Raw genomic sequence first — 16052 nt, 5'->3', positions numbered from 1 at the left:
TTAAAAAGCAATATTGCACCATAAGGGCGTCTGCAGAAATTATATCATAAAGACGCGGCCGATTTCTGCTTGGCGTAAGCCGATACTTCATTCCAGAAAAAAGCCCCGATTCCTGCTGGACCGGGGCATTGCTCAGCCGACATATGTCAGCATTTGTTCATTGTTGAATACGCGGTCGATTGTTCCGCCTCCAAGGCAGACTTCGCCATCATAAAACACGACAGCCTGGCCAGGTGTAACAGCTCTGATAGGCGAATGGAAGGTTACCTTTGCCTGTCCATTCTCAAGCAGTGTGACTGTTACTGAATTATCCGGCTGGCGGTATCTGAATTTTGCTGTGCACTCGAAAGTTTCGCCTGGCGCTTTTGAAACCCAGCTGACCTTGTCAGCAATGATGGAATCAGAATAGAGCTTTTCATTGTCGAAGCCCTGGCCAACGTATAAAACATTGCGCTTCAGGTCCTTCCCGATGACAAACCAGGGATCGCCTGCACCGCCGATGCCAAGTCCATGGCGCTGGCCGATTGTATAGTACATCAAGCCGTCATGTCTCCCTACCGTTTCGCCTTCCATTGTTTCCATGCTGCCGGGCTGTGCAGGCAGATAGTTGCCAAGGAACTCTTTGAAATTGCGTTCGCCAATAAAGCAGATTCCTGTACTGTCCTTTTTCGCAGCTGTGGCAAGACCGGCCTTCTTGGCAATTTCCCTTACCTCGGATTTCTCTATGCTGCCGATCGGGAACATGACCTTGGAAAGCTGCTCTTCAGTGAGCTGGTTCAAGAAGTAAGTCTGGTCTTTATTTTCATCAAGTCCGCGCAGCATCTTCACGCCATTTTCCCCATGCTCCACTCTCGCATAATGCCCTGTCGCGAGGTAATCTGCGCCAAGGCTCATCGCGTGCTCAAGAAACGCTTTGAATTTAATTTCCTTATTGCACATCACATCAGGATTTGGCGTGCGGCCTGCTTTATATTCATCAAGAAAATACGTAAATACTTTATCCCAATACTGTTTTTCAAAATTAACAGCATAATAAGGGATGCCAATCTGGTTGCAGACCCTGATGACATCTTCATAGTCTTCTGTTGCGGTACAGACGCCGTTCTCGTCTGTATCGTCCCAGTTTTTCATAAAAATGCCGATAACATCATAGCCCTGCTCTTTAAGAAGCAGTGCGGCCACAGATGAATCGACACCTCCTGACATTCCGACGACCACCCGGGTATCTTTAGGGGATTTTGCCATCTTCCTCACCTCTCTTGTGTTTCGGCTTTTATCGTAAAGGGCAGAAATGTTTCCTTCTCCCCTTTGGCTGCTGCCAATATGACAGAGAGCTTATTTCCTAAGCCTCTGGATGATTTTTGCCGTTTCTTCCCCGGCTTTTGCAATCTGCTCCACGGAATTTGTAAATCCGAAGCTGAAGCGGATCGAATTGGCCAGCCGTCCGGAATTCTTTCCAAACATGGCTACAAGGACATGCGACGGATCGATCGATCCTGCTGTGCAGGCAGAGCCGCTTGATGCGGCTATCCCTGCCAGATCGAGATTGACGAGCATGCTTTCGACGTTAGTTCCGGGAAAGCTTAAGTTTAAAACATGGGGGAGCGTGTTATCAAGTAATCCGTTCGGGAAGAATTCCACACCGGCTTCCTCAAGCTTTGACATGAAGACCCGCTTGAATTCACGGTATTTCCGGACGCTTTCATCCCTGTTTTCGGAGGCAATGCTGACAGCTTCCTGAAAACCGGCTATAGAAGCAACATTTTCCGTGCCTGCACGGCGCTTCCTTTCCTGTTCCCCGCCATACATCCTCGGGGAAAACAGCTTTGCAGCCTTGTTTTTATACAGGAAGCCGATCCCTTTTGGCCCATTGATTTTGTGGGCCGATACTGAAAGGAAATCCACATTCAGTTCATTCACATCCAGTTTTTCCAGCCCGTATGCCTGGACAGCATCAGTATGGAAATAGGCAGGATGATCCTTCAGGAGTGCACCAATTTCCCTGATCGGCTGGATGGTCCCGACCTCGTTATTGCCGTACATGATTGTCACGAGAATCGTGTCATCCCTCAGCGCTTTCCGGACATCTTCCACTTTTATAATCCCGGTTTCATCTACAGGGAGAAAAGTGACTTCAAAGCCCTGCTGTTCAAGCTGCCTGCAGGTATGGAGAACCGCATGGTGTTCAATCTCAGTTGTTATGATATGCCCTCCGTCCGGGCGGCCTGCAGCAGTTCCAAGGATCGCCAGGTTATCAGCCTCTGTGCCCCCGCTCGTAAAGATGATATCAGTTGCATGCGCACCGATGCTCCTGGCAAGGGATTCCCTTGCTTCATCGACAATATTCCGTGCACTTCTTCCATAAAAGTGGATACTCGACGGGTTCCCGAAATCTGACTGCATTACTTCAAGCATCCGCTCAATGACGCGCGGATGCATGGGAGAGGTTGCAGCATGATCAATATAAATTCTATCCAATCCATTCACCTTCTAATTGAATTCCTTTTATACAGCTATGCCCAGCTGTGTGTTTTTTAAAATCCAGCCCGCTCGCAAAAAGCCGGTGCCGGGACTAAATATAAAACATATAAGCATCAGATTCGCCGCTGTCTGTATGGTTTGCCAGATCCTCCAGCGTCGTGCTGTCCAGCACTTCCTTGACAGCATCCCGGATCCTCATCCAAAGCTCTCTTTTCGCAGGCTCTTCGTCTTCAATGCCTTCGACTGGGCTGATCGGCCCTTCAAGCACCCTGATGATATCGCCTGAAGTGATATCGGCAGGCTCATGGCCAAGCACATATCCGCCATAGGCACCGCGAATGCTTCTGACAAGTCCGGCGTTGCGGAGCGGAGCAATCAGCTGCTCGAGATAGTGCTCGGAAAGATCATTTGTCTGGGCGATAGATTTCAAGGAGATCGGCCCTTCTCCATGTTTTTTAGCCAATTCAATCATAATAGTCAAGCCATAGCGGCCTTTAGTGGAAATCTTCATGAACTTGCACCTCGATCTTGTTCTTTTAATGAAGGAGCACTTATGCCTCCCTTTTTGCTGCGCAGCTTTTCAAGCCATTTATCTGTCAATGTCTGGCATTGCGGCAGGGCAAGCCCCACCAGCGGCCCGATGACAAGCGTATAAAGAATTGTCGCCCAGAAAATCGGTCCGCCGAGCAGCCAGCCTGCAGCCAGGACCAGCAGCTCCATAGCACCGCGGACATCGCGGATCTTCCGGCCTGTCTTGGCTGCCAGGGCAATCATCAAACTGTCACGGGGCCCTGCCCCGAATTGGGCGGAGATATAAAGCCCCATTCCATAAGCATTAATAATGATGCCAGCGACAAGCATAATTATTTTTCCACCCAGACTGCCTGGAGTCTGCATGAAAGGCAGCATCATGTAAAAATCAATGAACACTCCGATTAAAAGCATATTCAGAAATGCCCCGACTTGGGGGATCTCCCCTGAAAGCAAGGCAGCGGCCGTCAGAATGACGAGCCCTACAATGATTGACCAGCTTCCGATCGTCAGGCCTGCCTGATAAAAAAGGCCGACATGGAGGACATCCCAGGGTGTTGCCCCAAGCTCGGCCTTTATAAGGAGCACGATGCCAAGGGCCATAATGAGAAGGCCTGAAAAAAACACTGCAAAACGGGGCCCTGTCTGCCCCTTTCTTTTTCTTATCATTGGTTTCTTCTGCTCCCTGTGCCAGAATGGCTTTTATATTAAATTTTACCAAAATGCTTAGTAATTATATAGACTTTTGACATTATAGCATATTTTCGTGTCTTTATGCAGAAGGCGCCCGCCCTTCTGCTGCCGGCAGGAGCCTTCCTTTTTCCTTTAGAAACCCATTTGCGGTACACTAATGATAAGAATCGGATCGGGAAACCGCTCATCCGCTATCAACTACATTGGCTGGAGAGATGCATAATGAATACCAAGCCGCTTGCCTTCCGCATGAGGCCTAAATCAATTGAAGATATCATCGGCCAGGAACATCTGGTCGGCGAAGGGAAAATCATATACAGAATGGTGAAGGCAAGGCAGCTTTCTTCCATGATCCTTTACGGGCCGCCGGGGATCGGAAAGACTTCGATAGCCAGCGCCATTGCCGGCAGCACACAATTTGCCTTCCGGACATTGAATGCTGTTACAAATAATAAGAAGGATATGGAAGTTGTGGCTGCTGAAGCCAAGATGTCCGGAAAAGTCATACTCCTCCTTGATGAGGTTCACCGCCTGGATAAGGCCAAGCAGGATTTTCTCCTTCCTTACCTGGAGAATGGGATGATCGTGCTGATCGGCGCCACAACAAGCAATCCCTACCATGCAATCAATCCCGCAATACGGAGCCGCTGCCAAATCTTTGAGCTTAAGCCGCTTTCTGAAGAGGATATAAAGAAAAGCCTGCTCAGAGCCCTGCAGGACAAAGAAAACGGCTTTGGGAATGAAAAAGTTGAAATAGATGAGGATGCACTGTCCCATTTGGCTTCTTCCTCCAACGGGGATGTGCGCAGCTCCCTTAATGCCCTTGAGCTGGCAGTCCTCTCAACAGAAAAAGATGAAAATGGAGTGATCAGCATTTCTCTCGGTACTGCCGAAGAATGCCTGCAGCGAAAAAGCTTTGTCCATGATAAGGACGGTGATGCACACTATGATGTACTGTCTGGATTCCAGAAAAGCATCCGCGGCAGCGATGTAAACGCCGCCCTTCATTATCTGGGAAGACTGATAGAAGCCGGAGATCTTGTGAGCATCAGCAGGAGACTGCTTGTCATTGCTTACGAAGATATCGGGCTTGCAAGCCCGCAGGCTGGTGCCCGCACCCTCGCAGCCATTGAAACCGCTGAAAGAATCGGGTTTCCGGAGGCGCGCATCCCGCTGGCAAATGCAGTGATTGAATTATGCTTATCTCCCAAATCAAACTCAGCTTATTCTGCCCTTGATGCAGCAATCGCCGATATCCGGGCCGGCAAAAGCGGCGAAGTGCCCCAGCACCTGAAGGACGCCCATTACAAAGGCGCCAAGGAGCTTGGCAGAGGGATTGATTATAAATATCCCCATGATTTTCCCGGAGGCTGGGTGAAGCAGCAGTACCTGCCTGATAAAATAAAGAACAAAATCTATTATGAGCCTAAAACAACCGGTAAATTCGAACAGGCCCTCGCAGCTATATATGAAAAACTTAACAAAAGCAGATGAAGAATCTCAACTTACAAAGGGGCTGTCCACACACAGGGACAGCCCCTTTTGTTGAATAAGATCATTTGTGCAGGTGACGATAAGAAATAAAGGAAAAGGAGGGCGGAGCATGACAGCCAAAAATAAAAAATGGACTGCCGAAGAGGACCGGCTCCTCATGGAAGCAATCGAAGAAGGAACAAACCAGGGACGTACGAAACAGGCCTGCTATGAAGATGCCGCCCAAAAGCTTGCAAGAACGGCTACTGCCTGCAGGGCAAGGTATAACAGTCTGCTGAAATATCAGGACGCTCCTTCTGTGAAGCAGGATGATCGTGAAGATCCTGCTCCTGGAGATATCCTGGACCTCAGCAATGGATTAGCATTCCTTCAAAAGCTGCAGTCCTTAATTCCGCTCATAAATGAACAACAAGCACTGCAGGAGGAGTCGGCCAAACTCGCAGGAAGAAACAAGCTCCTGGAAAAGGATTTAGAAGACAAACATTCAAAACTTCAGGAATACCTTCAGAAATATGAGGAAATGTTCGGGATACTGAAAGAAGCGGGGATCATGGCCGAGGAAGCTGGAATTGGGGTTAAAGTGGTTCATTAAAATATTGTCTAATTTATAGTAACCAATTGGAATAGATTGCAGATCTTTTCATTACCGAATAAAGTTATCAAACCCTGTTGATTGGAGTGCAAGGCACGAAGACTCCTGCGGGAAATAGCGGAAGAGTTGAGACCCCGCAGGAGCTTGCTCCGAGGAGGCTCAACTCCGCCCCACGGAAAGCGAAATGCCTGGAACGCAAATCAACAGCCCCCCTCTAAAAAGGAGAATTTATTCTCAAATGCTCTCTCAACATTATACTTCATTTGCTAATGCCTCCAACCGAAGAACCAAAAGACTGAGATCATGCCTTATTTGTAAGCACTAAAAGATTTTAATTTAGGATCTTAGCACTGCCGAATAAAGTTAAAAACCCTGTTGATTGGAGTGCAAGGCACGTAGACTCCTGCGGGAAATAGCGGAAGAGTTGAGACCCCACAGGAGCTTGCTCCGAGGAGGCTCAACTCCGCCCCGCGGAAAGCGAAGTGCCTGGAACGCAAATCAACAGCCCCCTTCCAAGTGGAAAATTTCGTCTTGAACTCATATAAAAGAGCACCACAGTAACTGCAGTGCTCTTCAACAAGGCTTCCTTATTTATCATTAACCCTAACAATCTTAATATCCTTCAGCAGATCCCTCACCACATAGCTTGCCATGACCAGTCCGGCTACAGAAGGAACAAATGCGTTCGAAGAAGGAGGCATTTTCGCTTTGCGGATTTTGGCATCGTCCTTGCCTACTTCCTTCCTTACCTCCTCACGGATCACAATCGGGCTTTCATCTGAAAACACAACCGGAATCCCCTTGCGGATTCCTTCTTTGCGCAGACGGGTGCGGATCACCTTGGCAATCGGATCGGTATGCGTCTTAAAAATATCAGCAATCTGGAACCTGGTCGGATCCATTTTATTGGCTGCGCCCATGCTCGAAATCATCGGGATGTCCCTCTTCAGGCACTCCTTGATCAGGTGAATTTTATAAGAAATCGTATCACTGGCATCTACTACATAATCCAGCCCGTAAGCAAAAATCTCCTCATATGTTTCTTCTGTATAAAACATTTTTAAAGCAATCACTTCACAGTCAGGATTGATGTCCTTGATGCGTTCCTTCATTAAATCTGCCTTCGGTTTCCCGACAGTCGAAACCAAAGCAATGATCTGGCGGTTGACATTGGTAATATCAACATCATCCTTATCAATTAAAATGAGCTTCCCGACTCCTGAACGCGCCAATGCTTCTGCAGCAAATGAGCCCACTCCTCCAATTCCAAGGACTGCCACTGTACTGTTTTTCATTGTTTCAAGGCCTTCCTGGCCAATCGCAAGTTCGTTTCGTGAAAATTGGTGCAGCATATATCTCAACTCCATTTTCATTTTTTGAATAAATATGCCTGTATCAGGGGCATTTTTGCTCATACGGCCCCTTTATCTCTTATGTATCTATTACCCGATAATGAATATATCATACTTCATTATAAAAACAAGTATTTCTATGGGAATTAAGGGCAGTGAACAATAAAAAAACCACGCCTGTAAGCATGGTTTAGCATTCGTATGTAAGAAGAGTCCCAATTGTGCCGTCGCCTTGGATGCCTTCGTTTTGAACCCGCACTCAGCAGGTGGGTGCCCTATTCCCGCTTTTGTAAGTCCCCTAGCCAGAGGCGTTTACGCCGCAAGGAAATCCGGGCTCCCGAAGGAATAATGTTAGGTCAAAATGTCAGGTGAAACAACGAACACATTAGGACTCTTCTGTTATTGATAGTATAGTATCATATCCCGCCTGCCAGTATCAAGGAATAAGGGATAGGTAATTACTCACTTTTTTTCAGGTTAAGCTGCAGGTGAAGGTCGTTCAGCTGTGCCTCGCTTACTTCGCCGGGTGCATTGGTCAGGAGACAGCTTGCACTTGCCGTTTTCGGGAAAGCGATCGTATCCCTCAGGTTCGAGCTTCCGGCCAGCAGCATCACAAGGCGATCAAGGCCAAGCGCAATGCCGCCGTGCGGAGGAGTACCGTATTCAAACGCTTCGAGCAGGAATCCGAATTGCTCCCTTGCCTCCTCCTTGCTGAAGCCAAGAACAGAGAACATTTTTTCCTGGATCTCGCGTTCAAAGATACGCAGTGAGCCTCCGCCGAGCTCATATCCATTCAGCACAAGGTCATAAGCCTGGGCCTTTACCTTTGAAGGATCAGTATCAAGGTATTCCAGGTCTTCGCGGTTTGGCATTGTAAATGGATGGTGGGCAGCATAGTAGCGGCCTTCTTCTTCATCAAATTCAAGCAGCGGCCATTCTGTCACCCAAAGGAAATTGAAGAGGGACTGGTCGATAAGTCCAAGCTCTTTGCCAAGCTTCAGGCGCAGGGCCCCAAGTGCGTCAGCGACGACGCTTTTCTTATCGGCCACAAATAGGAGCAGGTCTCCTGTCTCGACTCCCAGCAGTTCTTTAATAGCTGCCTGCTCTTCCTCTGCAACAAATTTTGCAATCGGCCCTTTTAAGCCTTCTTCTTCTGCTTTCAGCCAAGCCAGACCCTTAGCACCATATCTTGAAGCAAATTCTGTCAGCGCATCAATGTCCTTGCGGCTGTATTTGGAGGCAGCGTCTTTCACATTGATTGCTTTGACTTCCCCGCCGGAAGAAATCGCACCTGCAAATACTTTGAAGCCTGAATTGCTCAGTGTTTCAGAGAGGTTGACCAGCTCCATTGCAAAACGGGTGTCCGGCTTATCAGAGCCGTAGCGGTCCATCGCTTCCTGATAGGTCATGCGCTGGATGGGCAGTGTGATATCAATGCCCTTAACCTCTTTCATCACCTTCGTCATCATCTGCTCTGTCATAGAAATGATGTCTTCCTGGCTCATAAAGCTTGTTTCAATATCGATTTGCGTGAATTCCGGCTGTCGGTCTGCACGGAGATCCTCATCACGGAAACAGCGGGCAATCTGATAGTATCTTTCAATTCCGCCCACCATTAAAAGCTGCTTAAAGATTTGAGGAGACTGCGGCAAAGCATAAAACTCGCCAGGATGGACCCTGCTTGGAACGAGATAATCGCGGGCTCCTTCAGGTGTACTCTTCGTCAGGATAGGCGTTTCAATATCAAGGAAGCCCTCGCTGTCCAGGTAATCCCGGATTGACTTTGTCACCTGGTGGCGCATCTTGAAGGTTTCGAACATAACGGGGCGCCTGAAGTCAAGATAGCGGTATTTCAGTCGCACATCTTCCGATACATCTGTCTGGTCAGCGATCACGAACGGCGGTGTCTTCGCTTCATTGATGATTGTTACTGCTTCTGCACTGACTTCAATCTTGCCTGTAGGCAGGTTTTCGTTAATTGTGCCAGGTTCCCTTGCAACAACCTTTCCTTCCACACTCAGTACATATTCATTCCTGATTTTTTCAGCTGCAGCGAGAGCCTCAGGGGAAGTTTCAGGATTGAACACTACCTGTACCAGTCCCGTGCGGTCCCTTAAATCAATGAAAATCAATCCGCCCAAATCACGGCGTTTCTGAACCCAGCCTTTAAGTGTAACTTTTTCACCTATGCTTTTTTCTGTTACTTCTCCGCAGAAATATGTTCTCCCAAACATACATTAACCCCCTATAAGCTCTTTTAATTGGTCTATGAATGAATCCAGGCTGACTTCGGTCTGATCACCGGTTTCCATGGACTTCACATTGATCTTGCCTGCTTTCAATTCATCTTCCCCAAGGACGGCTACATATTTTGCGTTCATGCGGTCAGCTGCCTTGAATTGTGTTTTGATCTTTCTGTCCAGATAATCTCTTTCTGCGGAAATACCTGCCATGCGCAGCTTATGCAGGAGGCCGACAGAATAATCCTTCGCCTCTTCCCCAAGAGCCACGAGATAGCAGTCGATTCCTTCATTAACAGGAAGCTTGATACCTTCTGCCTCCAAAGCTGACAGAAAGCGTTCAATGCTGAATGCAAAGCCGATGCCCGGTGCTTCCGGTCCGCCGATTTCCTCAGTCAGGCCATTATAGCGCCCCCCGCCGCAAAGAGTCGTGATTGCCCCGAAGCCTTCAGCATCACTCATAATTTCGAAGGCAGTATGGTTATAATAATCCAGGCCGCGCACGAGATTTGGATCGACCGTAAAGTCGATGGATACATCCGCCAGGTACTGCTGCACTTTCTCAAAGTACTTCTTTGAATCTTCATTGAGAAAATCGAGAATGGAAGGGGCAGTCTGCATCAATTCGTGCTCTCTGTCCTTTTTGCAGTCCAGAATCCTCATCGGATTTTTTTCCAGCCTGTTTTGGCAGTCAGAACAGAACTCTCCGATCCTCGGCTTGAAATGGGCAATCAGCGCCTCGCGGTGGCTGTTCCTGCTTTCTTTATCGCCCAGGCTGTTGATGACCAGCTTGAGCTTCTTCAGTCCCAGTTCTTTGTAGATGCTCATAGCCAGGGCAATCACTTCTGCGTCAATGGCTGGATCCGAGCTCCCCAGCGCCTCTACCCCGAATTGTACAAATTGCCTGAAGCGGCCTGCCTGAGGGCGTTCATAACGGAACATCGGGCCTGTGTAATAAAGCTTTACAGGCTGATTGGCATAGCCATGCATCTTATTTTCGACAAATGACCGTACAGTCGGTGCAGTGCCTTCAGGCCTCAGTGTCAGGCTGCGCCCGCCGCGGTCCTCGAAGGTATACATTTCTTTTTGGACGATGTCCGTTGTATCTCCGACCCCTCTCAGGAAGAGTTCGGTATGCTCGAAAATTGGCGTCCGGATTTCCTGGTACTGAAACCTGCTGCACAGCTCTCTCGCTTTTCCTTCAATATACGCCCACTTTTCCGATTCTCCAGGAAGGATATCCTGGGTACCCCTCGGTATATTCATTGCCATTTCCTGTTTCCTCCTAGCATTCCTATGTATACTAACAGGGCACACCGGGGACATGCTGCGCTTTTTAAATGCAAAAAACTCCCGTCCCTTGTATTCCCATACAAGGGACGGGAGTTAGATCCCGTGGTGCCACCCTAATTGAAGGCATAACCATCATGCACTTCCACTTTTACAGTTAACGCCTGTCAACGTTCAGCCCCTACTAAAACGGTCCGCTTTTTCAGGGAGAATCCTACGGAGTGTTCATTCATCAAGCTGCCATGCAGAAATGCTTTCAGCCCAGGGCATTTCCTCTCTTTTCACACATTTCTCAACTACTGTTCTCCATCATCAGTGTTCCATATGAATAGTGATTTTATTTATCTAATCATAAAGACCATTTCAGCCATTGTCAAGGGGTAAAAGAGACGGTGACAGTATTTCCGGAAGGCTCTTTCCCCTGTGCGGCTGCACCTGCTCTAGGAACGCTCAAGCTTCCTCTTCAGCTTCCTGACATCCCCGATGCTGAGGCCGAATTCCGAAGCAAGTTCGTACATGCCGGAACCCTGCTCCTTCTGGATGAAATCGTGAAAGTCCACTCCAAACAGCTGATTTCCGTTCTCATGGGCATGCATGCCCTTTTCTCCAAATCTCATCAGACCACCCTACCCGAAAAGTTTTTTATTCTTTCAGTATGTCTTGAAAGCCTCTTAAACATTCCCTTGGCAGCCAATTAAATTGCCTTTTCAGCTAATGGCTAAAATTGGACAGCAAAATTCCGATATTAACAGCAGGGGTTTTATGTTCTAAAATAGAACTTATATTTATACACTCCATGATTTTGCAAAAGGAGGGGACTTTTTGTTAAAAAGCAGCAACATATTACTATTTCTATGCTTCATCCTTTTAGCAGGGGGAGTATGGAGGCCATCCGAAAGCACTGCCGCATCCGGCGGAACAGCACTGATCGCAGACAGCGGAGTGAATATCCGCGGCGGCCCGGGGCTCAGCTATTCGATTGTCAAACAGGCAGCCAAAGGGGACCGGTATCCGATCCTGAAGGAAAGCGGGGACTGGCTGCAGCTCAACCTTGGCGGCGGATCGACAGGATGGGTTGCGGGCTGGCTGGCAGTGAAGGAAGCTGGAAAGAAAGAATCCGCCTCTGTATCTTCAGGCGGGACTGTCACAGCTGATGGATTGCGGGTCAGGTCAAATCCCGGTACAGATGCCTCGGTCATAGCTGTCCTGAATAAAGGGCAAAAGGCCGGCATTATTGAAAAAGAGGGAAATTGGGTCAGGATTACCGGCTCATTCGGAAATGGCTGGGTCTCCGCAGATTTTATCACAGAGGGAAGCAGCAAAGCCGAAGCAGCTTCTGCTGCTGAAGGAACAGTCACAGGTGATTCATTGAACGTCAGGAGCGCTCCCGGAACACAGGGCACGGTCCTCGGGAAGCTTCAAAGCGGTGACAGGGTCAGCATTGTATCCGATAACGGGAGCTGGACAGAAATTATCTTCCGCGGCAATCATGCATGGGTGAGCAGCGAGTTCATTTCTTCTTCCAAAAGCTTAAGCCAGAACCCAAGTGCCGGCAGCAGCGTGAAGCCATCAGAAAGACTGACGGGAACAGTTACTGCCCAGACCTTAAATCTCAGGGATACAAGCTCCTTGAATGGGAAAGTTCTCGGATCGGTTTCAAAAGGCGAAACCTATTCAATTATTGAAGAAAAGAACAATTGGGCAAAAATTGAGTACAAGCCCGGTTCATATGGCTGGATAGCAGCATGGTATCTCGATAAGTCAGAGGTTTCCCCTGCAAACGGCAGCAAACCGGCAAAAGGCAGCACCATCACCATACTACATAACGGAACAAATATCAGGAAAGATGCCAGCACAGGAAGCTCTGTGCTGCAATTGGCCAACGCAGGGGAATCGTTCGAGGTGCTGGGCCGTGAGAAAGACTGGTACAAAATCAGCTTGGACGGGAAGGCAGGCTATGTAGCCGGATGGATCGTTTCCTTGAGCGGAAGCTCGCCCCAGATCGAAAAGCCGGGCGCAGAGCTTCACCTGCAGGGGAAAACCATCGTCCTTGATCCCGGCCATGGCGGCCGCGACAATGGCACAACCGGAGCGCGGGGAACCCAGGAGAAAACTGTTACCATTCAAACAGCCCAGCTTCTGTACAGCAAGCTGAAAGCTGCGGGCGCCAATGTAATCTTAACAAGATCCACTGACTCCTATATCCCGCTCAGCTCGAGGGTCGGCTCCGCATCATACCATAATGCCGATGCTTTCATCAGCCTGCATTATGACAGCATAAATGACAAAAGTGTCCGCGGCATGACGGTTTACTATTATCATGGATTCCAAAAGCCTCTCGCCGAGAGCGTCCACAGCTCCCTGGCCGCCCAGACGAAGCTGAAGGACCGCGGTGTGCGGGCCGGCGATTATTTTGTCATCAGAGAAAATAATAAAAATGCCATTCTCCTTGAATTAGGCTATCTGAGCAACCCGGCAGAAGAAATGCTCGTTACCTCCCCTCAGTATCAGGAGGCAGCTGCAGCCGGCATTTATCAGGGCCTTGCCCGGTATTTTAAAAGATATTAATGCGATAGAGAGATCCTTCAAATTGAAGGTCTCTCTATTTTTTCAAAAAAAAAACAGCCTTCTCAGACTGTCATTTGCTTTCTATTATCAGTGTGACCGGTCCGTCATTCACCAGGCTGACGTCCATCATGCTGCCAAACTGCCCTGTTTCTGTTTTAATGCCCTTTTCCCGGAGAAGCCCATTGAACGCCTCATAGATTTGAAGGGCATGGTCAGGCCTGGCCGCTTCCATGAAGTTTGGCCTTCTTCCTTTACGGCAGTCGCCGTATAGAGTGAACTGGGACACAGAAAGAATTTCTCCCCCAACATCCAGCAAAGATCTGTTCATCTTGCCCTCTTCATCTTCAAATACGCGGAGATTGGCAATTTTATCAGCCAGATATTCAGCATCTTTCACCCCATCCTCATGGGTGACGCCCACTAGCAAAACAAATCCGCGGGAAATGCTGCCTACAGCCTTTCCTTCTACAGTCACACTCGCTTCTTTGCTTCGCTGAACAACTACTCGCATTTTGTATACCCCTTAGTTCATGATACGTCTGACAGAATAGATGTCAGGAATCTGCTTGATGCGGTCCACAACTTTCTGCAGATGGCTTACATTTGTGATGCTGATCGACATATTGATGGTAGCCATTTTATTGCGGTCCGATTTGCCAGACACTGCAGATATATTTGTTTTGGTTTCATTGACGGCCTGCAGCACTTCGTTCAGAAGGCCACGGCGGTCATAGCCGTTAATTTCAATCTCGACATTATATTCTTTTTTATCATTGAGGCCTGTTTCCCATTCAACCGGGATGAGCCTTGCTTTGGCATCGGCAGTATCAATATTGGTACAGTCTGAACGGTGGACAGACACCCCCCTGCCTTTAGTGATAAAGCCGACAATTTCATCTCCCGGCACTGGATTGCAGCAGCGGGAAAGTCGGATCAGGAGATTATCAATCCCTGAAACCCTTACGCCAGATTCCCTTTTCTTGACAGAAGGGAAGGATTTCAATTCCGAAACGGCATTGGAGATATCGGTAACCTGCTCCATATCACGCTTTTTCCGCCATTTTTCGGTCAGACGGTTTGCGACCTGCAGAGCCGTGACGCCATTATAGCCGACGGCGGCATACATATCCTCTTCACTGGCAAAATTGAATTTTTCAGACACTCTCCGGACATTCTCGGCAGTCAGGATTTCTTTGATGTCAAAATCCATATTGCGGATTTCTTTTTCAACCATCTCTTTGCCTTTTTCGAAGTTTTCGTCCTTCTGCTGCTTTTTGAAAAATTGGCGGATTTTATTTTTCGCCTGAGTCGTCTGGGCAAGCTTCAGCCAATCCTTGCTCGGCCCATAGGAATGTTTGGACGTGAGAATCTCAAGGATATCACCGGTCTTCAATTTATAATCCAGAGTGACCATTTTTCCGTTAACCTTTGCACCAATTGTTTTATTGCCGATTTCGGAGTGAATCCGATAGGCAAAATCAATCGGGACAGACCCTGAAGGCAGCTCGATGACATCTCCCTTTGGCGTAAATACAAACACCATATCAGAAAAAAGGTCAATTTTCAGCGATTCCATGAATTCTTCTGCATTCACGCTATCATCCTGAAACTCGAGGATTTCCCTGAACCATGTCAGCTTTTCTTCGAAAGAAGAGCCTTCATTGACAGTTTTGCCTTCTTTATATGCCCAGTGGGCCGCAATCCCGAACTCTGCGATTTGATGCATTTCGGTTGTGCGGATCTGCACCTCAAGCGGGTCGCCCTTTGGGCCGATGACCGTTGTATGCAGAGACTGGTACATATTCGCCTTCGGCATGGCGATATAATCCTTGAACCGCCCGGGCATAGGCTTCCAGCATGTATGGATGATGCCCAGGACAGCATAGCAGTCTTTAATGCTGTTGACCACAATGCGGACCGCAAGCAGATCATAGATTTCATTGAACTGCTTATTCTGAAGCGCCATTTTCCTGTAGATGCTGTATATATGCTTCGGCCGGCCGGAAAGATCGGCTCTGATGGACACTTCATCCATCTTGCCTTTCATTTCGCCGATGACTTCCTCCAGATAGAGCTCGCGCTCGGCACGCTTTTTCTTCATCAAGTTGACAATCCGGTAATACTGCTGCGGATTGAGATAGCGGAGCGCCGTATCCTCAAGCTCCCACTTGATTTTCGAGATACCTAGGCGGTGGGCAAGCGGCGCAAAGATTTCAAGCGTCTCATTCGATATCCTGCGCTGCTTTTCAGCAGGAAGATGCTTAAGCGTCCTCATATTATGGAGCCTGTCTGCAAGCTTAATCAGGATGACCCTAATATCCTGGGCCATGGCAACAAACATTTTCCGATGGTTTTCGGCCTGCTGCTCTTCCTGTGATTTGTATTTGATTTTCCCCAGTTTTGTCACGCCATCGACTAGCATCGCAACTTCCGGATTGAATGCCTCTGAGATATCAGCCAATGTGACTTCCGTATCCTCTACAACATCATGAAGAAAACCTGCAGCAACTGTCGATGGATCCATTTCAAGATCGGCCAGGATCCCTGCCACCTGGATTGGATGGATGATGTATGGCTCCCCGGATTTCCTATATTGTTCACGATGGGCATGTTTCGCAAATTCATAGGCCTTCCGTACGACTCCGGCATGCTCCTCATTTAAATATTCTTTTGTCCTCTCGATGACTTGATCGGCGGTCAAAACCTGGTCGTTCGCCATAGAATCACCTTTATCTATATAAAGTTTAATAAGAATCCAAGCTTGCCCGGATTCTCCCTAAAATCTCCGTTTACAACCATTCAATTAATGAT

13 protein-coding genes, 1 other RNA gene and 1 other annotated feature are annotated in these 16052 nt (G+C 48.2%); of the genes, 3 read left to right on the top strand and 11 right to left on the bottom strand.

Features of this window, described 5'->3' with window-relative positions:
• Positions 1-132: 132 nt before the first annotated feature.
• The 4 genes from mnmA to RBB45_RS00635 all read right to left on the bottom strand — a co-directional run bounded on the left by mnmA (position 133) and on the right by RBB45_RS00635 (position 3681).
• Positions 133-1245, bottom strand: a complete 1113-nt coding sequence (gene mnmA / locus RBB45_RS00650) for a tRNA 2-thiouridine(34) synthase MnmA (protein WP_094766992.1) — start codon at positions 1243-1245, stop codon at positions 133-135.
• A gap of 90 nt (positions 1246-1335) precedes the next feature.
• Positions 1336-2478 carry a cysteine desulfurase family protein gene (locus tag RBB45_RS00645; protein WP_306009017.1) on the bottom strand — a complete coding sequence of 381 codons (1143 nt, stop codon included), beginning with the start codon at positions 2476-2478 and terminating at the stop codon, positions 1336-1338.
• Between the two features lie 94 nt (positions 2479-2572).
• The gene (gene cymR / locus RBB45_RS00640) at positions 2573-2992 is read right to left on the bottom strand and encodes a cysteine metabolism transcriptional regulator CymR (protein WP_009796213.1); all 420 of its coding nucleotides are present in this window, start codon (positions 2990-2992) and stop codon (positions 2573-2575) included.
• Entirely contained in the window at positions 2989-3681 is a 693-nt protein-coding gene (locus RBB45_RS00635) for a YczE/YyaS/YitT family protein (protein ID WP_009796212.1), read from the bottom strand. Before RBB45_RS00635 ends, cymR begins: the two co-directional genes overlap by 4 nt.
• Positions 3682-3927: 246 nt before the next feature.
• Here RBB45_RS00635 and RBB45_RS00630 point away from each other — a divergent pair, with 246 nt between their 5' ends.
• Complete coding sequence (locus RBB45_RS00630) at positions 3928-5199, top strand: replication-associated recombination protein A (RefSeq protein ID WP_009796211.1); 1272 nt, start codon at positions 3928-3930, stop codon at positions 5197-5199.
• Between the two features lie 109 nt (positions 5200-5308).
• Positions 5309-5791, top strand: a complete 483-nt coding sequence (locus RBB45_RS00625; RefSeq protein WP_129612098.1) for a Myb-like DNA-binding domain-containing protein — start codon at positions 5309-5311, stop codon at positions 5789-5791.
• A gap of 587 nt (positions 5792-6378) precedes the next feature.
• Here the strand turns inward: RBB45_RS00625 and RBB45_RS00620 are convergent.
• From RBB45_RS00620 to RBB45_RS00600, 5 genes are all read right to left on the bottom strand, one after another.
• Complete coding sequence (locus RBB45_RS00620; protein ID WP_009796209.1) at positions 6379-7143, bottom strand: tRNA threonylcarbamoyladenosine dehydratase; 765 nt, start codon at positions 7141-7143, stop codon at positions 6379-6381.
• Between the two features lie 208 nt (positions 7144-7351).
• A non-coding RNA gene (ssrS, locus tag RBB45_RS00615) (6S RNA) lies at positions 7352-7538 on the bottom strand.
• Between the two features lie 63 nt (positions 7539-7601).
• Positions 7602-9377, bottom strand: coding sequence for an aspartate--tRNA ligase (gene aspS / locus RBB45_RS00610; RefSeq protein ID WP_009796208.1), 1776 nt, complete (start codon positions 9375-9377; stop codon positions 7602-7604).
• A 3-nt stretch (positions 9378-9380) separates the two neighbouring features.
• Positions 9381-10655 carry a histidine--tRNA ligase gene (gene hisS / locus RBB45_RS00605; RefSeq protein ID WP_224951566.1) on the bottom strand — a complete coding sequence of 425 codons (1275 nt, stop codon included), beginning with the start codon at positions 10653-10655 and terminating at the stop codon, positions 9381-9383.
• A gap of 100 nt (positions 10656-10755) precedes the next feature.
• Positions 10756-10995: a binding site (T-box leader), on the bottom strand.
• 118 nt (positions 10996-11113) lie between these two features.
• Complete coding sequence (locus RBB45_RS00600) at positions 11114-11290, bottom strand: hypothetical protein (protein ID WP_165352527.1); 177 nt, start codon at positions 11288-11290, stop codon at positions 11114-11116.
• Positions 11291-11495: 205 nt separating this feature from the next.
• Between RBB45_RS00600 and RBB45_RS00595 the strand changes: the two genes are divergently transcribed.
• Positions 11496-13241 (top strand): N-acetylmuramoyl-L-alanine amidase family protein, encoded by a 1746-nt coding sequence (locus tag RBB45_RS00595; RefSeq protein ID WP_306009016.1) that lies wholly within the window; start codon positions 11496-11498, stop codon positions 13239-13241.
• 70 nt (positions 13242-13311) lie between these two features.
• On the opposite strand, the gene dtd is transcribed toward RBB45_RS00595, so the two are convergent.
• The gene (gene dtd / locus RBB45_RS00590) at positions 13312-13752 is read right to left on the bottom strand and encodes a D-aminoacyl-tRNA deacylase (RefSeq protein ID WP_009796203.1); all 441 of its coding nucleotides are present in this window, start codon (positions 13750-13752) and stop codon (positions 13312-13314) included.
• A gap of 12 nt (positions 13753-13764) precedes the next feature.
• Positions 13765-15960 (bottom strand): RelA/SpoT family protein, encoded by a 2196-nt coding sequence (locus RBB45_RS00585; protein ID WP_009796202.1) that lies wholly within the window; start codon positions 15958-15960, stop codon positions 13765-13767.
• Positions 15961-16052: the final 92 nt, after the last annotated feature.

The sequence above is a fragment of the Bacillus sp. MMSF_3328 genome (assembly GCF_030733525.1).
In the GTDB taxonomy this organism is placed as follows: domain Bacteria; phylum Bacillota; class Bacilli; order Bacillales; family Cytobacillaceae; genus Bacillus_AB; species Bacillus_AB infantis.
Note: the sequence above shows the minus strand (reverse complement) of the source record. Positions and strands in the feature narration are given on the sequence as shown.

Excerpts from the sequence above, each read along its gene's own strand:
- mnmA (WP_094766992.1), bottom strand. The coding sequence starts at position 1,245 with ATGGCAAAATCCCCTAAAGATACCCGGGTGGTCGTCGGAATGTCAGGA.
- cymR (WP_009796213.1), bottom strand. The coding sequence starts at position 2,992 with ATGAAGATTTCCACTAAAGGCCGCTATGGCTTGACTATTATGATTGAA.
- RBB45_RS00635 (WP_009796212.1), bottom strand. The coding sequence starts at position 3,681 with ATGATAAGAAAAAGAAAGGGGCAGACAGGGCCCCGTTTTGCAGTGTTT.
- RBB45_RS00630 (WP_009796211.1), top strand. The coding sequence starts at position 3,928 with ATGAATACCAAGCCGCTTGCCTTCCGCATGAGGCCTAAATCAATTGAA.
- RBB45_RS00625 (WP_129612098.1), top strand. The coding sequence starts at position 5,309 with ATGACAGCCAAAAATAAAAAATGGACTGCCGAAGAGGACCGGCTCCTC.
- RBB45_RS00620 (WP_009796209.1), bottom strand. The coding sequence starts at position 7,143 with ATGCTGCACCAATTTTCACGAAACGAACTTGCGATTGGCCAGGAAGGC.
- aspS (WP_009796208.1), bottom strand. The coding sequence starts at position 9,377 with ATGTTTGGGAGAACATATTTCTGCGGAGAAGTAACAGAAAAAAGCATA.
- hisS (WP_224951566.1), bottom strand. The coding sequence starts at position 10,655 with ATGGCAATGAATATACCGAGGGGTACCCAGGATATCCTTCCTGGAGAA.
- RBB45_RS00600 (WP_165352527.1), bottom strand. The coding sequence starts at position 11,290 with ATGAGATTTGGAGAAAAGGGCATGCATGCCCATGAGAACGGAAATCAG.
- dtd (WP_009796203.1), bottom strand. The coding sequence starts at position 13,752 with ATGCGAGTAGTTGTTCAGCGAAGCAAAGAAGCGAGTGTGACTGTAGAA.
- RBB45_RS00585 (WP_009796202.1), bottom strand. The coding sequence starts at position 15,960 with ATGGCGAACGACCAGGTTTTGACCGCCGATCAAGTCATCGAGAGGACA.